The sequence below is a fragment of the Hymenobacter segetis genome, from assembly GCF_054776495.1.
Genome location: NZ_BAAHBV010000002.1, coordinates 713,091 through 729,019 on the forward strand (window position 1 = coordinate 713,091; position 15,929 = coordinate 729,019).

Annotated in this window: 16 protein-coding genes; 3 read left to right on the forward strand and 13 right to left on the reverse strand. The window is 60.2% G+C overall.

The window, feature by feature from the left end:
• Positions 1-26: 26 nt before the first annotated feature.
• Together lpdA and ACYU70_RS13515 are read right to left on the reverse strand one after the other, a co-directional pair.
• Positions 27-1,433: a dihydrolipoyl dehydrogenase gene (gene lpdA, locus ACYU70_RS13510; RefSeq protein WP_342298116.1), complete on the reverse strand. Its 1,407-nt coding sequence runs from the start codon at positions 1,431-1,433 to the stop codon at positions 27-29.
• 235 nt (positions 1,434-1,668) lie between these two features.
• Positions 1,669-3,339 carry a M1 family metallopeptidase gene (locus tag ACYU70_RS13515; protein WP_460616021.1) on the reverse strand — a complete coding sequence of 557 codons (1,671 nt, stop codon included), beginning with the start codon at positions 3,337-3,339 and terminating at the stop codon, positions 1,669-1,671.
• Between the two features lie 113 nt (positions 3,340-3,452).
• Between ACYU70_RS13515 and ACYU70_RS13520 the strand changes: the two genes are divergently transcribed.
• Together ACYU70_RS13520 and ACYU70_RS13525 are read left to right on the forward strand one after the other, a co-directional pair.
• Entirely contained in the window at positions 3,453-4,403 is a 951-nt protein-coding gene (locus ACYU70_RS13520) for an EamA family transporter (RefSeq protein WP_342298120.1), read from the forward strand.
• 89 nt (positions 4,404-4,492) lie between these two features.
• Complete coding sequence (locus ACYU70_RS13525; RefSeq protein ID WP_342298122.1) at positions 4,493-4,882, forward strand: group III truncated hemoglobin; 390 nt, start codon at positions 4,493-4,495, stop codon at positions 4,880-4,882.
• A gap of 4 nt (positions 4,883-4,886) precedes the next feature.
• Here ACYU70_RS13525 and ACYU70_RS13530 read toward each other — a convergent pair whose 3' ends face one another.
• From ACYU70_RS13530 to ACYU70_RS13575, 10 genes are all read right to left on the reverse strand, one after another.
• Positions 4,887-5,426 (reverse strand): DUF4126 family protein, encoded by a 540-nt coding sequence (locus ACYU70_RS13530; RefSeq protein WP_342298123.1) that lies wholly within the window; start codon positions 5,424-5,426, stop codon positions 4,887-4,889.
• 127 nt (positions 5,427-5,553) lie between these two features.
• On the reverse strand, positions 5,554-5,934 hold the full coding sequence (locus tag ACYU70_RS13535) for a hypothetical protein (protein ID WP_342298125.1): 381 nt from the start codon (positions 5,932-5,934) through the stop codon (positions 5,554-5,556).
• A gap of 121 nt (positions 5,935-6,055) precedes the next feature.
• Positions 6,056-6,751: a carboxypeptidase-like regulatory domain-containing protein gene (locus ACYU70_RS13540; RefSeq protein WP_342298126.1), complete on the reverse strand. Its 696-nt coding sequence runs from the start codon at positions 6,749-6,751 to the stop codon at positions 6,056-6,058.
• 63 nt (positions 6,752-6,814) lie between these two features.
• A complete protein-coding gene (locus ACYU70_RS13545; protein WP_342301549.1) occupies positions 6,815-7,276 on the reverse strand; it encodes a hypothetical protein in 462 nt (153 codons plus the stop codon).
• Positions 7,277-7,332: 56 nt separating this feature from the next.
• A complete protein-coding gene (locus ACYU70_RS13550; RefSeq protein WP_342301550.1) occupies positions 7,333-7,713 on the reverse strand; it encodes a hypothetical protein in 381 nt (126 codons plus the stop codon).
• 48 nt (positions 7,714-7,761) lie between these two features.
• Positions 7,762-8,049 (reverse strand): hypothetical protein, encoded by a 288-nt coding sequence (locus tag ACYU70_RS13555; protein ID WP_342301552.1) that lies wholly within the window; start codon positions 8,047-8,049, stop codon positions 7,762-7,764.
• A 27-nt stretch (positions 8,050-8,076) separates the two neighbouring features.
• Positions 8,077-8,217: a hypothetical protein gene (locus ACYU70_RS13560; protein ID WP_342301554.1), complete on the reverse strand. Its 141-nt coding sequence runs from the start codon at positions 8,215-8,217 to the stop codon at positions 8,077-8,079.
• Positions 8,218-8,553: 336 nt separating this feature from the next.
• Complete coding sequence (locus ACYU70_RS13565; RefSeq protein ID WP_342301556.1) at positions 8,554-9,156, reverse strand: Crp/Fnr family transcriptional regulator; 603 nt, start codon at positions 9,154-9,156, stop codon at positions 8,554-8,556.
• A 292-nt stretch (positions 9,157-9,448) separates the two neighbouring features.
• Positions 9,449-11,119 carry a 2-oxoglutarate dehydrogenase complex dihydrolipoyllysine-residue succinyltransferase gene (gene odhB, locus ACYU70_RS13570; protein WP_342301558.1) on the reverse strand — a complete coding sequence of 557 codons (1,671 nt, stop codon included), beginning with the start codon at positions 11,117-11,119 and terminating at the stop codon, positions 9,449-9,451.
• A 101-nt stretch (positions 11,120-11,220) separates the two neighbouring features.
• Positions 11,221-14,142, reverse strand: a complete 2,922-nt coding sequence (locus tag ACYU70_RS13575) for a 2-oxoglutarate dehydrogenase E1 component (RefSeq protein ID WP_342301560.1) — start codon at positions 14,140-14,142, stop codon at positions 11,221-11,223.
• Positions 14,143-14,588: 446 nt separating this feature from the next.
• On the opposite strand from ACYU70_RS13575, the gene ACYU70_RS13580 reads away from it, so the two are divergent.
• Positions 14,589-15,101, forward strand: a complete 513-nt coding sequence (locus ACYU70_RS13580; RefSeq protein WP_342301561.1) for an RlpA-like double-psi beta-barrel domain-containing protein — start codon at positions 14,589-14,591, stop codon at positions 15,099-15,101.
• A 114-nt stretch (positions 15,102-15,215) separates the two neighbouring features.
• Here ACYU70_RS13580 and ACYU70_RS13585 read toward each other — a convergent pair whose 3' ends face one another.
• Positions 15,216-15,914, reverse strand: a complete 699-nt coding sequence (locus ACYU70_RS13585) for an SHOCT domain-containing protein (protein ID WP_342301563.1) — start codon at positions 15,912-15,914, stop codon at positions 15,216-15,218.
• Positions 15,915-15,929: the final 15 nt, after the last annotated feature.

The following is a 15,929-nucleotide window of genomic DNA, read 5'->3' on the forward strand; positions in this document are numbered from 1 at the left end:
TTTCAGCATGAAATAACAACCGGCAATTACATGTGAATGGCGCGGTTCTCCGTGGCGGCGAGGCAGGCTTCTTTCATGGCCTCGGCGTAGGTGGGGTGCGAGTGGCTCATGCGGGCCACGTCCTCGGCGGAGGCGCGGAACTCCATGGCGGTCACGGCTTCGGCGATGAGGTCGGCGATGCGCGGGCCAATCATGTGGACGCCCAGGATTTCGTCGGTGGTTTTGTCGGCCAGCACCTTCACGAAGCCGTCGGTGTCGCCGCTGGCACGGGCCCGGCCGCTGGCTTTGAAGGGGAAGCTGCCGATTTTGTAGGCCTTGCCCTGCTCCTTGAGTTGCTCCTCGGTGTAGCCCACGCCGGCCACTTCGGGCCAGGTGTACACCACGCCGGGGATGAGCAGGTAGTTGATGTGCGGCTTCTGGCCCACGATGGTTTCGGCCACGAACACGCCTTCTTCCTCGGCCTTGTGGGCCAGCATGGCGCCCCGAATCACGTCGCCGATGGCGTAGATGCCGGGCACGTTGGTTTGCAGGTGGGCATCGACCTTGATGCGGCCGCGCTCTTCCATTTCCACGCCCGCAGCTTCCAGGTTGAGGCCGGCGGTGTAGGGCACGCGGCCCACGGCTACGAGGCAGTAATCGCCCTCAAACTTCACCTCCTCCCCTTTCGGGTTGAGGGCGGTCACGGTCACGCTGTCGCCTTCGCGGGTGGCACCGGTCACTTTGTGGCTCAGGAAAAACTCGATGCCGATTTTGCCCAGCACGCGCTTCAGCTCCTTGCCGAGGCCGCGGTCCATGGTCGGGATGAGCGAATCCATGAATTCCACCACCGAGACTTTCGCGCCGAGGCGGGCGTAGACGGAGGCCATTTCGAGGCCAATCACGCCGCCGCCAATCACAATCATGTGCCGGGGCACTTCGCGGATGTTCAGGGCCTCGGTGCTGGTGATGATGCGCTCCTTGTCCTGGGCGATGAACGGCAGTACCGTGGGCTTGGAGCCGGTGGCGATGATGACGTTTTTGGTTTCAATCTGCTGCGCCTCGCCGCCCGCAGTGGGCGCGATGCTGATGTGCGTTTTGTCGATGAACGAGCCGACGCCGGTGATGACGTCGATTTTGTTCTTCTTCATCAGGTAGGAAATGCCGTCCACGTTGGCCTTCACCACGCCGGCCTTGCGGTCAATCATGCGGTTCATGTCGACGGTCAGGTTGTCGAGGCCGATGCCGTGGTCCTGGAACACCGAATGGGCGTTGTGGTAGTGCTCGGAGGAGTCGAGCAGGGCCTTGCTGGGGATGCAGCCCACGTTGAGGCAGGTGCCGCCCAGGGTGGGGTATTTCTCGATAATGGCCGTTTTGAGGCCAAGCTGGGCACAACGGATGGCCGCTACATAGCCGCCCGGGCCGGAGCCGATGACGGTGACGTCGTATTGATTCATGAGGAAGTATTCTATGATTGTACGCTCGTGCGAAGGTAAGGCACAGCGGCGGCGGGTGAGGCGGTTTTTTGCGGGAAAGCGTGGCGTGGGTTCAGATGGCGCGGGCCTGCGGCCCGTGCCGACTATTAGCGGGCCTCTGGCCCGCAGTCGCCCGCGCCATTCAAGTATTATTCAACGATTGCAGGCCTGGAGGCCTGCTAATAGTCGGCACGGGCCGCAGGCCCGCGCCATCGCCTTAATCAACCAGCACGCCGATGTAATAGTTGAACGTGTCCACCTCCAGCGTCTCCTTAGTAGCCCCGGCCAGTTCCTTCATCTCCGCAAACCGGGTGGTGGGCTTGATAAACTGGTATTCGCCGCCTTTCAGCCGCACGCGCACCGGCATGTCGAACTTGTCCACATCGGCCACCCAGCGGGCCAGGGTTTTGCCGTCCTCGAAGCGGATTTCCAGCGTGGGGATGTTGCGGTGGCGCTGGTACTGAGCGAATATTTTGGTGAAGTCGCGGCCGCTTTCCTGGTTGAAATAGTCGATGACTTGCTGGCCGGTCACGGTCTGGTGGTAGAATTTGGCGGAGAGGCCGCGCAACAGCTGCCGCCACTTCGCGTCGTCGTTGAGCACGGTGCGGATGGTGTTGAGCATCATGCTGCCCTTGTCGTACATGTCGCCGGAGCCTTCCTTGTTCACGCCGTAGGCGCCGATGATGGGCGAGTCGTTCGAGATGTTGCGGCGCTGGCCGTGGATGTACTCCTGGCCGGCCTGCTTGCCAAACTGGGTTTCCACAAACAGCGCTTCGGAGTACGTAGTGAAGCTTTCGTGCACCCACATATCGGCAATGTCCTGGCTGGTGATGTTGTTGCCGAACCACTCGTGGCCGCTTTCGTGGATGATGATGAAGTCCCATTTCAGGCCCCAGCCGGTGTTGCTGCGGTCCTTGCCGAGGTAGCCGTTCTGGTATTTGTTGCCGTAGGCCACAGCGCTTTGGTGCTCCATGCCGAGGTGCGGGGCGTCCACCAGCTTGTAGCCGTCCTGGTACCACGGGTAGGGGCCGAACCACGATTCCATGCTCTTGAGCATGGGCTTCACGTTGGCGGCAAACTGGGTTTTGGCCTTAGCGAGGTTCTCGGGCAATACCCAATAATCAAGGGTCAAAGGCCCTTTTTCGCCTTGGTACTGGTCGGAAAAATGCTGGTAGTCGCCCACGTTCAGGGCCACGTCGTAGTTGTTAATGGGGTTGCGCACGGCCCAATCGAAGCGGGTGTAGCCGTCTTTCAGCTTAGTCGTTTTGCGCAGGCGGCCGTTGGAAACGTCTTTCAAACCCTGCGGCACGCTCACGCTGATGAGCATGGAATCGACTTCATCGGCCTGCTGGTCCTTGGTGGGCCACCAGATGCTGGCCCCCACGCCCTGGCAGGCCGAGGCCACCCAGGGCTTGCCGGCAGCATCGGTGGTAAAGACCAGGCCACCATCCCAGGGCGCTTTTTTGGCCACCGTAGGGTTACCGGAATACTGGACGGTGAACTCATCCTTACTGTCCTGCTGAATGGTTTTCGGAAAGGTTACGAATACCGCGTTGACCTCGCGGGTGAACGGTACGTCCTTGCCCTTATACATCACCTTATCCACTTGCAGGTTGGCAAAGAGGTCGAACTGCAGCCGCGTAAAATCCCGCGTGGCGGTGAAGCGGAAGAGGTTGGAGCCGCTGATGAAGCGCTTGGCCGGGTCCAGCTTCACATCGAGGTGGTAGTAGTTGATGTCGTAGCAGGTGCGCAGCGGTGTGGTGAGGCTGCCGCGTAATGTGTCGGCCCGGGTGAAATCGGCCTTGGGCTGGAGTAGCTGGGCGGCGGCGGGATTCAGCAGCGCTAGCGAAGCCAGCAGCAGCAGGAGAAATTTCGCTTTGTTCATCATGCAAAGCAACAACAGCAAGGCGCAAGGCCGGCGTTTCCGTGGCGCGAACTTTAGCTGCGCTGGCCTTCGCGCTACAAGTCGGGCGTAATTTTGCGGCAGTTCTTCGTGATTTTATGTCTGACTCTTCTTCTACCGCCGCGCCTTCACGGGCTGCGTTGTTCACGGCCTTTGCGCTGGTTTACCTCATATGGGGCTCCACTTATCTGGTGATGAAATTTGCCGTGGCCAGCATGCCGCCGCTGCTCATGGCCGGCACGCGCTACGCGATGGCGGGCGGGCTGCTCTACGGCTTCATGCGCTGGCGGGGCGAGCCCGCGCCCACCCTGCGCGGCTGGGGCTATGCGGTGTTTATCGGCGTGTGCTTGCTGGGGTTTGGCAACGGCGGCACCACGCTGGGGGTGATGTACCTGCCCAGCGGTATCACAGCGCTGCTAGTGGCCACGGTGCCCATGTTTCTGGCGGTGCTGGGGTGGCTGAGCGGCATTTCGGCCCGGCCCACCAAGTGGGTGGCGCTGGGGCTGGGCGCGGGCATGACGGGCATGTACCTGCTGGCCGCCCACCCCACGGCCACGGCCGTGAAGGAACCGGGGCACCAGGGCCTGGGCATGGGCATCGTGCTGCTGGCCTCACTGGTGTGGTCCATCGGCTCGCTCTACGCCAAGAACCACCAGCCCGCGCCGTCGCCCTTCGCCTCGGGCGGCATACAGATGCTGTGCGGCGGCGTGGCCATGCTCATCGTGGGCTTCGTGCGGGGCGAGGCCGATGGCTTCACGCTGGCGCAGGTCACCACCAAGTCGTGGGTGGCGTATGTTTATCTGGTCACGTTCGGCTCCATTGTGGCATTCACGGCCTACATCTGGCTGCTACGGGCCGTGGAGCCGGCTCTGGCGGGCACGTATGCTTTCGTGAATCCGGTGGTGGCGGTGCTGCTGGGCTGGGCCTTCGCTGGCGAAAGCCTGAACCCTGAGATGCTGGGCGGCGCGGCGCTCATCGTGCTGGCTGTAGCGCTGGTGCTGCTGGGCGGCCGGAAAGTAGGGGCGGGGCCTGCCCCCGCCCGTCATTGAACGGAATCGTTGCAACGGTGCGAGCGTCCGGGCGGGGGCAGGCCCCGCCCCTACATCGTATACTGAGCACCGCTCTAAAAAGCACTATCATGCCCCTCCTCCCCGACCTGCATAACGAAGCCGATATCATTCAGTTGGTCGATGCTTTCTACGCCCGCGTCGATGCCGACGACCTACTGCGGCCCATCTTCCACGACGTGGCGCAGGTGGACTGGCAGGCCCATTTGCCCAAGATGTACGATTTCTGGAGCAGCGTGCTGCTGGGCACCAGCCGCTACAAAGGGCGACCCATGGCCCGGCATTTCCCGCTGCCCATCCAATCAGCCCACTTCCAGCGGTGGCTGGCGCTGTTCACCGCCACCGTCGATGCCCTTTTCCTCGGCCCCAAAGCCGACGAGGCCAAAACCAAAGCCCAAAACATCGGGGCCATGTTCGAGCACCGCATGACGCCCAACCCGCTGTCGCTGCTCGGCGGCTAGAGTTTTACAGCGGCCGCCATTCGCCGTGCGCGGGCTGCACGCCGCGCAACAGCGCCGCGCCGCCGCCCACCACTAACGCATCCTCGCCCACGCCCACCAGCGCGATGGGCGTATCCGTCTGCTGGCTGATGCCCGTGCGCAGCGCGTAGCTCACAAACGTGGCAGCCACGGCGGCCAAACCGCCCAGCACGCCGCCACTCAGGGCGCTGCCGTGGCGCGACTTATACCAGGCCGCCCCCACCAGCGCACCCGAAAGCAGCCGGCCCAGTAGCACCGGCGGAGCCGTGCGGTTGGGCGTGGTGGGCAGCTTGTCCATTACCATTTCGCCAGCGGCCAGGGCCTTCAGAATTTGCGCAGTCACGGGCTTTTGCAAAAAACGCAGTGGCGACCTCTCCAGGCCGGCATGCGGCTGCCGCGAGAAATAATGGCTGAGGAAGGCCGGTGCGCTCATGCTGCGCATCCCGGCGATGGTGGCGAAGCCCATCACGGGCCAGAATTTAGCGGAACGATGCTTAGGAGCTGGGGCTTGGGGCTTTCTTTTCATCAGGCAGGAGAATGGCGAAATCGCATGAATTCAGCTTAACGAAATTGCCCAATCAAAGGCCACCACAGCCCACAAAAAAGGCCCATCCAATACCGGACGGGCCTTTTTGAAAAGCAGCGAGTGGCGCTTAGTTGATTTCGTCAACGTGCGTGCGCAGTACCTCGCGGGCGATGGCCAGGTTGGTTTCGCGCGAGTTCACCACCAGGTAGATGAATTTGTTGCCAGCCGAGTTCAGCTTGAGCAGGTGCGACTGGTTGGTAAGCGTAATGAGAATATCCTCGATTTTTTCCCCGGTCAGTTTCAGGGCCGACATGGCTTTTTGCTTTTGCTTCACCACTTCGGTGTTGTAGGCAGCGGCCGTTTCGGGATTGATGCTCGGCGAGTTCGAATGCGAAGCCAGCGCCATGCCCGAGGTGATGTCGACTACGGCCACAGCCACCAAGCTGGGCAAATCGTTGATAATTGCTTCAACTGCCTTGCCGGCAGCGGTGTTATTAGAATAGGCCATGTTGGCTGAGGGGGAAGGAGAAGTGGATAAAGAAGATTCTTGGAGCTTATTCGCAACGTGCTTTCGGTAGGTCCTTGCTTTCACTTAGGATAACCCGGATAGACAACTAACAAACAATGAATTAGAAAAACAGCCAGTGCTTGCGCTTGGTGGCGCGGGGCTGCAGGGTCACGCCGTGCTGGGCGGCGGTGCCGGCCTGCACTTCCTGGTCCTGATAGCCGGCGTAGCCGTATTGCAGCGTGGCCGAAGCGGCTTCGGCGGCGGGCACGCGCAGGGCGTAGTTGCCGCTGGCATCGGTGCTGGCCCCGAAGCGGGTGCCTTTGCGCAGCACGGTAGCACCCACCAGCGGCTGGCCACTCTCGTTCAGAATGCGGCCCGATACCGTGACCATGCGCGTGGCGCTGGCTTCGGCGGCGGCGGCACTGGCGGTTTCCAGGTTAGCCAGGGTAGTAACTGAGGTGGTGGGCAGCACCACGGCCTCGTGCGAGGGCAGGCGGGTGCCGGCCATCGACACGCCGGCCACCAGCGCGGCGCCGGTCACCATGGTCAGGGCCCGGCGGCGGAACCGCTGGGGCTGCTCCCGGATAAACAGCATCTGCTTCTGCACCCAATTGGTGGGGGCGGCGGCATCGGCCTCCTGGGTGGTCATTTCGTGCCAGCGCGTCACGGTGCTGTGGGCCTGCGTGGCATCTTTGCGCAGGTAGTCTTCCACGGCGCGGGCCGAAGACCGGGCGAGGTCGCCGCGCAGGTAGGCGTCGCGATACACCGGCAGCAGTTCGCCGGTCTGCGGGTCGAAGGGAGTAGCGGTAAGCTTCATGGGGGTTGAGAAAAAAAGGGTGAAAAGTAGATTTGTGGCTTAACCGGCCAGCCACGGGCCTTACTACTCCGCTTCGGCGGGCTCGGCCCGAGCCATGCCGCCGCGCATCACGGCCCGGGCAATGCCCAGGTTGGTATCCCGGCAGTCCACGGCCAGGTACACAAATACCCGCCCGCTGGGCACCACCCCCAGCAAATGCAGCTGCGAGGGCAGCGTAAACAGCATTTCTTCCAGGCTTTCGTGCGCCGCGCCCTGGGCCGCCAGCGAGGCCTGCACCTGCCGCACCGCTTCGGCATTGAAGCCGGCCACAGCCGCCGGGCGCAGCTCGCGGGCCGTGGTGTAGGTGGCCAAGGGCTTGCCGGTTGCCACTTCCACCACGGCCGCCATCAGCAGGTCGGGCAGCTCGGCCAGCAGGTGTTGCATGGCCTGCTCAATGGGGCCATTGGCCGGCCCCGCCGCCAGCTCTACTTCATTGGCCACCGGCCCCGTCAAGCGCTGTAAATGCTTGAGAAAGGGAATTTTCATAGTATTCGGCGTGGCCCCGGCCCGGCCCGCTGCCAAGCCTCGTATTCAGGACCTCCTTAGTTAAGTTGGTCGGCGCTGGCGCGCAGCACTTCGCGGGCAATGGCCAGATTGGTTTCGCGCGAGTTCACCACCAAGTAGATAAACTTGGTGCCGTTGTGGGCCAGCTTAATCAGGTGCAGTTGGTTGGTGAGGGTGATGAGGATGTCCTCGATGTTCTCGCCGCTGAGTTTGAGGGCCGACATGGCTTTCTGCTTCTGCTTCACCACTTCGGTATTATAAGCAGCGGCCGTTTCGGGGTTGAGGGTCGGCGAGTTGGTGTGCGAAGCTAGGGCCATGCCCGAGGTGATGTCGACCACGGCAATGGCCACCAGGCCGGGCAGGTCGTCCATCACGCTCTGTACTACTTTGCCGGCGGGGGAATTGGTTGAGTAAGCCATTATCAATAAGAAAAAAAGGTTGGGTTGGGATTGATTAAAATTTGCTAGTCAAGGAATTATCGATTTCAGAATTTCGCGGGCCAGCGCCAGGCTGGTATCCTGCACTTTCACGGCGAGGTAGCCAAACCACTGCCCGTTTTTGGCCAGCCGAATGAGGTGCAGCTGCTTGCGAAAGGGAATCAGAATGTCTTCCAGCCGCTCGCCGCGCATCTTCAGGGCCGCCATGGCCAGCTGCTGCTGGCGCACAGTTTCGGCGTTGTGAGCCGCCACTGTAGCCGCCCTAAAGCTGCGCGAATGGCTCCGGTGCGCTAGGCACGCGCCCGTGGTTACTTCCATCACCGCCACGGTAATCAAAGCCGGCAGCTAAGCCGATACACTTTTTATCACTTTTTCTATCACCGAAACTGATACACCAGCTGTTGTCGGCGTATCACCCCAGACAATTCTGGCCTTGCTACCGGCGCGTTCTGCGGGCAACTCAGTGGAAAAAGCCAGGGTATTCATCCGGTTAAGCTGGGGGATTAACTAACTTATAAAACACGTTAACCGGCCTTTATGATTAATTATCACGGCCTATTATCTATTACAAAGCTCCTCCATCCCACCCCCTATTAAAAATGACCTACGTCATTTTTGGTTATGATTTAGGTTAACATTATCATTCTTTCGACTTAATACAAAACATAATTAAACCAATAACACAGTGCAGCTAAATTCCCCAAAAATCAGCAAAGCCCAGCGGAGTCCCACTTAACTAAGTGGAGCTCCGCTGGGCTTCGGCCAAACTATGTATTCAGGATTAAAAAGTCGGCTAATTACGTCCGCTTCTCATCTTAACAATCAATCATATAGCGCAGCTATCTGGCTCAACTCGCCAATATTCAGGATAGTGACTTCGCTGCCACGCGAAGCAATAATGCCGGCTTCTTTGAACTCCGAAAGCAACCGGATGGCCGTTTCCTTGGCCGTGCCCACTAGGGAGGCCAGGTCTTCACGCGAGATGGACATACTGAAATGCGCCGCGTCATCGCCCTTGCGAAAGGTGCGGGCCAGCAACAGCAGGGCACCGGCCAGGCGCTCGCGCACCGGCTTGTAGGCCAAGTGCAGCATCTGCACTTCGGCCGCGCCCAGAGCCCGGGCCATCATTTGCATCAACGACGTGGAAAACTGCACGTTGGATTGCCATACCCGGAAAAAATCGGCCCGCGGAATGAAGCATACCACGCAGTCTTCGAGGGCCACGGCTGACGTTGAATACCGGGTTTCGGTGAGCACCGACTGGAAGCCTAGCACGTCGCCGCCCTTGGCCAGCTGCACGATTTGCTCCTTGCCCTCGCCGCTGGCTTTGGTTACCTTGATTTTGCCCTGATTCACGCAGTGCAGCCCCAGCGCCGGGCTGCCTTCATAGAAAATGCGCTGGCCCTTCTGATAACTCTGCGACACTTTGCTGCCGGCAATAAAATCTAATTCCTCCAGCTGACAGCACCCCATCAGCGGCCCCTTGCTATTAGGGCAATTCTGGCAAACCGGCGTAATAAATTTTCCCATGACGTATCGATAGAGCTTCCTAAATCAGGCTCAAATATAATACACCCCGGAATAAATCAATTACTCATTTTTATTTAACGGGCCACAAATCCGTTTTATCGTGCATTTCGCTAGTTTCAACGACTATAAAGCAAAAATGCCAATTCCCATAACGGGAATTGGCATTTAAAAAATCCTAAATCTGGAATTACACTCCCAGTAAGAGACGAGTCGGGTCTTCGAGCAATTCCTTCACGCGCACCAGGAACGAAACCGACTCGCGGCCGTCGATGATGCGGTGGTCGTAGCTCAGGGCGAGGTACATCATGGGGCGAATCACGACTTGGCCGTTTTCGGCGATGGGGCGCTGGATGATGTTGTGCATGCCCAGGATGGCCGACTGCGGCGCGTTAATAATCGGCGTGCTGAGCATGGAGCCGAAAATGCCGCCGTTGGTGAGCGTGAACGTGCCACCGGTCATCTGCTCGATGGTGAGCTTGTTGTCGCGGGCCAGGCCGGCCAGGCGCACCACTTCCTTCTCGATGCCATCGAACGAGAGTTGCTCGGCGTTGCGAATTACGGGCACTACCAGGCCTTTCGGAGCCGATACAGCGATGCTGATGTCGCAGAAATTGTTGAACACGATGTCCGTGCCGTCAATCTGCGCATTCACCGAGGGCCACTCCTGCAGGGCCACGCACACGGCCTTCGTGAAGAAGGACATGAAGCCCAGGCCCACGCCATTCTTGGCCTTGAACTGGTCTTTGAACTTGGCGCGCAGGTCCATGATGGGCTGCATGTTCACCTCGTTGAAGGTGGTGAGCATAGCAGTTTCGTTTTTCACCGATACCAGGCGGCGGGCCACCGTTTTGCGTAGGTTGCTCATGCGCTCGCGGCGCACTTCGCGGCTGCCACCGGCAGCGGGTGCGGCGGTCGGAGCAGTAGCAGCGGGTGCAGATGCAACTGGAGCAGCTACCGGAGCGGCGGGCTTGGCCTGCGCATTCTGGGCATCTTCCTTAGTGATGCGACCATCGCGACCAGTACCGGCTACGTTGCTAGCGGCAATGCCTTTCTCATCGAGAATCTTACCAGCAGCCGGCGAGGGCACGCCGGTAGCATAAGTGGCAGCACCGCCAGCAGCGGGGGCGGAAGCCAGCGCCGCCACGGGAGCCGCAGCAGAAGCTGCAGGAGCAGCCGCCGGAGCCGGAGCAGCCGAAGCGCCGCTACCGCCTTCGATGCGCGCAATCACGGCACCGATGCTGATGGTTTCGCCTTCCTTCACGGCGTGGCGCAGAGTACCGGCCGCTTCGGCGGGCAGCTCAAACGTGGCTTTGTCCGATTCCAGCTCGGCAATCACCTCGTCGCGGCTCACCTGGGCACCGTCTTCCTTCAGCCACTTGGCCACCGTCACTTCCGTGATGGATTCGCCCACGGTGGGAATTTTCATCTCTACCGAGCCACCGCCAGCGGCGGGAGCGGCGGCCGGAGCAGCCGTTGCGGCACCACCTGCCGGCGTGCCACCGTAGCCGGCCTGGTCGCTGGCGGCGGGGTTTTCCTCGCCTTTGTTGATGGGGTCAGCAGCCGGGGCGCTGGCGGCGGCCGGGGCGGGCGCAGCGGCGGCCGGAGCCGGGGCAGCACCCGCAGCAGCGCCATCCAAATCAGCAATCACGGTGCCGATACCGATGGTTTCGCCCTCGGCTACGCGGATTTTCAGGACGCCATCGGCTTCGGCGGGCAGCTCAAACGTGGCTTTGTCCGATTCAAGCTCGGCAATCACCTCGTCGCGCTTCACGGCCTCGCCGTCTTTCTTGAGCCACTTGGCAATGGTGACTTCGGTGATGGATTCGCCAACGGCGGGAATTTTGATTTCGAGGGCCATAAACTAGGGTGGCGTGGGAAAGTGTAGTTTCTTCTGATGTTGATGTGAAATAAGCAGCGCAGGGGGTCGGCGGGCGCAAGCTAAAGCATGCGCTACACCGGCTATTCCTCCTTCTTGGCTACTTCTACCGTGGCTTTGATGTTGGCATCGGCCACAGCCTCTTTGGGCTTGTCGAAGGCGCGGGCCACAAGGTCTTTCTGCTCCTTAACGTGGATTTTGTTGTAGCCGGTGGCTGGCGAGGCCGAGGGCTTGCGCGAAATCACGTCCTCCAGCTCGCGGCGCATGTAGCGCAGCATGAAGTTCCAGTAGCCCATGTTTTCGGGCTCTTCCTGCACCCAGTACAGCTTGGCTTTGGGGTATTTGGCCAGCTCGGCATCGAGCTGCTTTTTGGGGAAGGGGTGCAACTGCTCCATGCGCACGATGGCCACGTCCTTGCGGTCGGAAGCACGCTGCTCGTCCAGCAGGTCGTAATAGACCTTGCCCGAGCACAGCAGCACACGCTTCACCTTTTTGGCCTCGGCAAAGTCGTCGCCCAGCACCTCGCGAAAACGGCCGCTGGTGAACTCCTCCACCGGCGACACGCACAGCGGGTGGCGCAGCATCGATTTCGGCGACATCACCACCAGCGGCTTGCGGAAGCTCCAGGTGAGCTGGCGGCGCAGGGCGTGGAAGAAGTTGGCCGGCGTGGTGATGTTGGCCACCACAATGTTGTTCTCGGCCGCGAGTTGCAGGAACCGCTCGGGGCGGGCGTTGGAGTGCTCGGGGCCCTGGCCTTCGTAGCCGTGGGGCAGCTGCATCACGAGGCCGTTCATGCGCTGCCACTTGCTCTCGGAGCTCACCACAAACTGGTCAATCATGGTCTGGGCACCGTTGGCGAAGTCGCCGAACTGCGCTTCCCAAATCACCAGGGCCGTGGGGTTGGCCATGCCGTAGCCGAATTCAAAGCCCAGCACCGCGTACTCGCTCAGCAGCGAATTGTAGATGCTCAGCTTCTCATTGTCGCCCTCCATGAAGTTGAGCGAGTTGTACGGGGCCGACGTTTCGGCATCGTGCAGCACCGCGTGGCGGTGCGAGAACGTGCCGCGCTGCACGTCCTGGCCGCTCACGCGCACAATGTGCTTCTCGCTCAGCAGCGAGCCGTAGGCCAGCAATTCGCCGGCAGCCCAGTTCAGCATGCGGGTTTCGTAGAACATCTTGCGGCGCTCCTTCAGCAGGTTATCAATCTGCTTGATGGGCTTGAAGCCGTCCGGAATCGTAGTCAGGGCCTTAGCCACTTTCTCCACCGTTTCGGCCGAAATACCGGTTTCGGGCGACTGCTCGAAATCCTCCGGCGTGCTGCGGCGCAGGCTGCGCCACTCGTTTTCGAGGGCCTGGTACTTATAAGGAAGGGCTTTCTGCTTCACCATATCCAGGCGGGCCTGGAGCATATCGCGGAATTCGCGGTCCATCTGGTTGGCCAGCTCGGCATCCACGTCGCCGCGCTCCACCAGCATGGTGTTGTACACCTCGCGCGGGTTCTGGTGCTTCGAGATGAGGTTGTAGAGCGTGGGCTGGGTGAATTTGGGCTCGTCCGACTCGTTGTGGCCGTGGCGGCGGTAGCACACCATATCGATAAAGATATCGGCGTGGAACTGCTGGCGGTATTCGGTGGCCAGCTGCACGGCAAATACCACCGCCTCAGGATTGTCGCCGTTCACGTGTACCACCGGCGCATCGATGATTTTGGCTAAGTCCGTCGAGTAAATCGACGAGCGGGCATCCTCAAAATCCGTCGTGAAGCCAACCTGGTTGTTAATCACGAAATGAATCGTGCCACCCGTTTTGTAGCCTTCCAGAAGCGACATCTGGGTCAGCTCGTAGCCAATCCCCTGGCCAGCCAGCGCCGCATCGCCGTGGATGAGAATGGGCAGAATCTGGTGGTAATCACCGCCATATTGGTGCTCGATTTTGGCGCGCACGAAGCCTTCCACCACCGGGTTCACCGCTTCAAGGTGCGAGGGGTTGGGGGCCAGTTTCAGGTTGACTTTCTGGCCGGTGCTGGTTTCTACCTCCGAGCTGTAGCCCATGTGGTACTTCACGTCGCCGTCGCCCATGGTCAGGTCGGGTACGGCCGTACCTTCAAACTCCGAGAAAATCTGCTCGTAGGTCTTGCCCATGATGTTGGCCAGCACGTTGAGACGGCCGCGGTGGGCCATGCCAATCATCACCTCTTTCACGCCCAGCTCTGCGCCCTTGCCGATGATGGCATCCAGCGCGGGAATGGTCGTTTCGCCGCCTTCGAGCGAGAAGCGTTTCTGCCCCAAGAATTTGGTATGCAGGAAGTTCTCGAATACCACGGCTTCGTTTAGCTTCTTCAGAATGCGCTTTTTGTACTCCACGCCGGGGTTGAAGGCCAGTGAGTCGTGCTCTACTTTCTCACGGAACCAGTCCAGCACCTGCGGGTCGCGGATGTACATGTACTCGAAGCCGATGGCCCCAGTGTAAATCTTCTCCAGCGCCGCCACGATGTCGCGCAGTTTGGCCTGGCCGCCGAGGCCCAGCACTTCGCCGTTGCGGAACACGGTGTCCAAATCGGCTTCGCCCAAGCCGAAATCGGCGAGGTCGAGGCGGGGCTTGCGGTCCTTGCGCTCGCGTACCGGGTTGGTTTTGGCGCGGAGGTGACCGCGGCTGCGGTAGGCGTGGATGAGGTTGCGCACGGCCGTTTCCTTGTCGGCAGCCACTTCGCCGCTGGCCAGGCCGGCGGGCGCGTTGTTAGTCGAGGCGGAGGTGTTGAGTACGCCATAATCATCGGCCTGGGGGGCGGCAGGGGCCGCTTTAGCCGCTCCGTTAGTAGCGGCGGGTGCGCCATTGGTGGCCGCGCCGGGCACTACGGGTGCGCCTTCGGGGAACTGCTGCGAGAAGTCAAACCCTTCAAAAAACTTGCGCCAGCCGAAATCCACCGATTCCGGGTTCTGCTGGTACGCCTGATACAGGGTTTCGATGGCCGCCGCGTCGGCGTTGGCGATATAGGAATAAGAGTCCATTGGGAATTCAGCTTAGGTAAGGCCGCGTAAAAGTAAGATGCTTCTGGCACAGGCAAAAACCTACATTCGGGTATGCAAATTTTCCTGATAATCAACCCAATTGCATTCAACTTATTTGGCCCGCACGTTGACTTGGCTGGTCAATTTATCGAAAAAACAGCAGGATGGCCGGGTTTATTTCTACGCAAGCCGGGCGATGATGGTCCAGCTTGCCGACACGGCCAGCGATAAAACGCGGGTGCGGATGGTACTAAAAGGAGTCTGTTTTATATAAACTTTTTACTATATAATACCCTCACGCACCGTCAGGCTATTTCCGAATTGCACATTCTTATTTATCAGAACTTATCTACTAATCAAACCGTTAATAACTTTCTGTCCGTTTTTCAAGCCCGGACAGGGCCTATACCGCCGGGCATTTTGGCGGGTGGACGAATATCATTTGGATGAACAATGTTAAGTTATTAGCCGACCTACTTATTGCTGCTGCGGCCCTGACTACGCCGCTATTTCGGAGCGCCCCCGCTGCCGAAGCCAAGGGACTCAAGGAGTTTCTGATACCGCACCGAACGATGCTGCGGCACGTTGCCAAGGCCAAGAAACTGGCCACCCACGCCCTCACTTATACGGTGACGGCCACCGCCTACCAGGCGGTACCCGGCCAAACGGACAGCGAGCCGTTTATCACAGCCGATAATTCTCGCATTAAACCGCATTACGGGAGCAAAAAGCGCTGGATGGCTCTGTCGCGCGACTTGCTGAAGCCCTGGGGCGGCCCTTTCAACTTTGGCGATAAGGTGCGCGTGCGCGGCATCTCCCCCAAACTCGACGGCGTGTACACTATTCATGACACCATGAACCGCCGCCACCACCACTGCATGGACGTACTGACCCACCCCAGTGAGAAATACGATATTTTTCAGCCTGGCGTGAAGATTCAGCCCATTGCAATGCTGTAAAAACAATTATTGCTATTCTATAAAGGCACAAAAAAGCCGCTCCTTAGTCAGGAGCGGCTTTTTTGATTTTACGTTGAGGCAGATTGGGTAAGCTCCCCCGTAAAAACAGCTGGTTTATTGGCGCGCAGCCGAATCTGAGGCAGCTGGCGGCGCAGTTTCAGCAGAATCGGAACGCGTGGGCGCGGTGCGGGGCTGAATGACCGGCGCGGGATGCGCGGGGGCCACGCGCACGGTTTCGGGGGCGGCTACGGTGCTGGGCAACGGCTCGGCCTGGGGGCCGGTTTCGATGGTGGTAGAAACGGAGTCGGCGGCCGTCTGACTGGTGCTGGAAATGTGTTCCGACGGCGGCCGGTTCAGGTTCAGATACAGCACTACCGCCAGAAACGCGAGCACGCCGCCAATGGCAAAAATCAGGGCCAGCGGGTTGCGGGCGGGCTCTTCGGCCAAGGGCGGAAACTCGTCGCGGGTTCGCCAAGCGGGTTCGTGCTCGGGTTCGGACAGTGGCAGCAGCAGTGGCTCAGGTAGCGGCTCGGGACCGGCCGTGAAATAGACGGGAGCGGGTTCGGGCAGCTCTTCGGCAAGCGGCAAAACGGGCTCTGAGGCCACGGGCGGGCGGTCGAACACGACTGGCGTGGGTGGCACTACTGGCTCGGGAGCGATGGATTCAGGAGTAACCGGAGCCGTGGGCGCAGCGGGCGCGGTGAACACCAACCGCTGCTTCAGGGCTTCGAACTCGGTGGGCGTGATGGCCCCGGAATCCAGCATTTCCTTGAGCTGGCGGAGGGTGTCGAGGGGCGAATTGGGGTTGTCCATGACCAGAGTACGGCC

Coding starts and splice junctions, on each gene's coding strand:
- lpdA (WP_342298116.1), bottom strand. CDS start 1,433: ATGAATCAATACGACGTCACCGTCATCGGCTCCGGCCCGGGCGGCTAT.
- ACYU70_RS13515 (WP_460616021.1), bottom strand. CDS start 3,339: ATGATGAACAAAGCGAAATTTCTCCTGCTGCTGCTGGCTTCGCTAGCG.
- ACYU70_RS13520 (WP_342298120.1), top strand. CDS start 3,453: ATGTCTGACTCTTCTTCTACCGCCGCGCCTTCACGGGCTGCGTTGTTC.
- ACYU70_RS13525 (WP_342298122.1), top strand. CDS start 4,493: ATGCCCCTCCTCCCCGACCTGCATAACGAAGCCGATATCATTCAGTTG.
- ACYU70_RS13530 (WP_342298123.1), bottom strand. CDS start 5,426: ATGAAAAGAAAGCCCCAAGCCCCAGCTCCTAAGCATCGTTCCGCTAAA.
- ACYU70_RS13535 (WP_342298125.1), bottom strand. CDS start 5,934: ATGGCCTATTCTAATAACACCGCTGCCGGCAAGGCAGTTGAAGCAATT.
- ACYU70_RS13540 (WP_342298126.1), bottom strand. CDS start 6,751: ATGAAGCTTACCGCTACTCCCTTCGACCCGCAGACCGGCGAACTGCTG.
- ACYU70_RS13545 (WP_342301549.1), bottom strand. CDS start 7,276: ATGAAAATTCCCTTTCTCAAGCATTTACAGCGCTTGACGGGGCCGGTG.
- ACYU70_RS13550 (WP_342301550.1), bottom strand. CDS start 7,713: ATGGCTTACTCAACCAATTCCCCCGCCGGCAAAGTAGTACAGAGCGTG.
- ACYU70_RS13555 (WP_342301552.1), bottom strand. CDS start 8,049: ATGGAAGTAACCACGGGCGCGTGCCTAGCGCACCGGAGCCATTCGCGC.
- ACYU70_RS13560 (WP_342301554.1), bottom strand. CDS start 8,217: ATGAATACCCTGGCTTTTTCCACTGAGTTGCCCGCAGAACGCGCCGGT.
- odhB (WP_342301558.1), bottom strand. CDS start 11,119: ATGGCCCTCGAAATCAAAATTCCCGCCGTTGGCGAATCCATCACCGAA.
- ACYU70_RS13575 (WP_342301560.1), bottom strand. CDS start 14,142: ATGGACTCTTATTCCTATATCGCCAACGCCGACGCGGCGGCCATCGAA.
- ACYU70_RS13580 (WP_342301561.1), top strand. CDS start 14,589: ATGAACAATGTTAAGTTATTAGCCGACCTACTTATTGCTGCTGCGGCC.
- ACYU70_RS13585 (WP_342301563.1), bottom strand. CDS start 15,914: ATGGACAACCCCAATTCGCCCCTCGACACCCTCCGCCAGCTCAAGGAA.